This is a genomic window from Mesorhizobium sp. M7A.F.Ca.US.014.04.1.1 (assembly GCF_003998745.1).
Taxonomy (GTDB): domain Bacteria; phylum Pseudomonadota; class Alphaproteobacteria; order Rhizobiales; family Rhizobiaceae; genus Mesorhizobium; species Mesorhizobium ciceri.
The window spans coordinates 1-1,784 of sequence record NZ_RZRW01000229.1 but is presented as its reverse complement, the minus strand read 5'-3'; the positions used below and the strand labels follow the sequence as shown (position 1 = coordinate 1,784).

Annotated in this window: 2 protein-coding genes, 1 pseudogene and 1 riboswitch; of the genes and pseudogenes, 2 read left to right on the top strand and 1 reads right to left on the bottom strand. The window is 62.6% G+C overall.

Features of this window, described 5'->3' with window-relative positions; translation table 11 throughout:
• Nucleotides 1-177 (top strand): annotated as a pseudogene (locus tag EOA22_RS38895) (DSD1 family PLP-dependent enzyme); the annotation flags it as partial.
• Between the two features lie 5 nt (nt 178-182).
• Here EOA22_RS38895 and EOA22_RS16690 read toward each other — a convergent pair.
• Nucleotides 183-1,016: an AraC family transcriptional regulator gene (locus tag EOA22_RS16690; protein WP_063170197.1), complete on the bottom strand. Its 834-nt coding sequence runs from the start codon at nt 1,014-1,016 to the stop codon at nt 183-185.
• 235 nt (nt 1,017-1,251) lie between these two features.
• Nucleotides 1,252-1,459: riboswitch (cobalamin riboswitch) on the top strand.
• Between the two features lie 164 nt (nt 1,460-1,623).
• Here EOA22_RS16690 and EOA22_RS16685 point away from each other — a divergent pair.
• The coding region (locus tag EOA22_RS16685) for an ABC transporter ATP-binding protein (protein ID WP_127390092.1) at nt 1,624-1,784 on the top strand (161 nt) is incomplete at its 3' end.

Here is a 1,784-nt window from a genome sequence, read left to right as displayed (position 1 = left end):
GGCCTGTCCTCCAACCAGCAATTCATGGGCTTGCCCGCCGATGCGGCCGCAAGGCCAGGCGACTACGCGTTTCTAAGGCCGACGCAGAGCGAGGCCGTGCTGCAGCAATTCGGGTCGATCGCCGTGTTTTCCGGCGGAAAGGTCATCGATCGCTGGCCGGCGCTGCCGATGGCGTGATCGAGCTACGCCTTCACCGGTACCCAGATCTCCAGCCCGCCATTGCCGCTGTGGGCATCGAACTCCGGTCCATAGCGCTCGAATTCCGGTGCATCCGCGATTTCGTGACCGGAGTCGGGCAGCCAACTGTTCCAGATCGTGTTGATCGTCCGGCGGATGGATGAGATGTGCTCGCGGTGCGAGAACACCGCATATTTCTGCGCCGGCACCCGCACCCGATAGAAGTCCTTCGGCAGATCCGCAAAGCCGGACACTTCGACGCCGACGACATAGTCGAAATTGCCCGCGTCATCGCCGTTAAGGCAGACGCCGTAGAAAACGCCTGAGATCTCGCCGGGGATGTTGCCGATATAGGGTGCAAAACGCTGCCACTGCATCGGAATCCCGGCGCTGGTTTCGCAGCTGTAGCGTTCGCCGAGGCCGGCGATCAGGAACGGCCGGCTGGTCTCGAAGCGCGGTGGTTCGAGATTGGTGAGGAAGGACTGGTCCATCAGGATCGGCTCCACGAGGTCGAGGTTGTTGGTCGAGCCTTGCGCGCGCACCAGTTCCGGCGTGGTGCCGAACTGATCGCGGAAGGCACGGGTGAACGCCTCATGCGAGTTGTAGCCGGCGTCGAGCGCGACGACGAGGATGTCGGGCGCTCCGCCGGCCAGCTTGCGCGCCGCCTCGGTCAGCCGGCGTGAGCGCATGTAACCCATCACCGAGCGGCCGGTTGCGGCGCCGAAGGCGCGCGTCACATGAAAACGCGACACGCCGCTGCTTTGCGCGACATCGTCAAGCGAGATCGCCTCCGGCAGATGGCTCTCGACGAACCACAGCGCTTTCTCGGTCGGGTTCATGGGGCTCCTTTTCGCATTGGCCGGATCATCTTGGCGTTTCCTGGCGCGGCCAGTTTGATCGAAATTGCGCATTCCGTGCAATCTGCGCCGATCCCATGGGCTTTCGCTTGACAGCGGGCCGCGTCATCTCCTAAGAATGTTATGTTATTACATAAAGTGAGCGTGCAATGCCTGTTTCCCTTAGCTGGCCCACCACTGCTTCCGAGAAAACCATTGCGAAGCGTTTGGTGGAAATCTACGCTGAAGTGGTGATGGTCCCCGAGCCGAAAGGCGAGGGGTGAAAAGGGAACACGGTGAGGCCTGTTCAGGTCGAGGCCGTGGCTGCCCCCGCAACTGTAAGCGGCGAGCAAAATCCGTGAATGCCACTGGCCGGCAAGGCTGGGAAGGCAGGATGGCGCAACGACCCGCGAGCCAGGAGACCTGCCATCACTGAGTTGACCGGACGGGGTGTGCCGGGAGGAAACGCGAATCCCGGCCTTGTCGGCCGGTTCGCCAGCTTCCTTCCGTCGCCAGTTTTGGAAAGTGACGGAAAGTTGGACGGCTCCATCGATCATCGCATCACCATGCTCACACTTTGCCGTCCCCGCAATCCGGCGGGCTGCAGCCGATGAGCGCAGCGCTTCTCGAAGCCCATGACCTCTGTGCCATGGCGAATGGGCGGAATCTGGTCCAGGCGGTCAGCTTCTCGGTGGCCGCTGGCGATCGCCTTGCCATCATCGGTCCCAACGGCGCCGGCAAGACGACGCTGCTGCGCATGCTGTCGGGCAT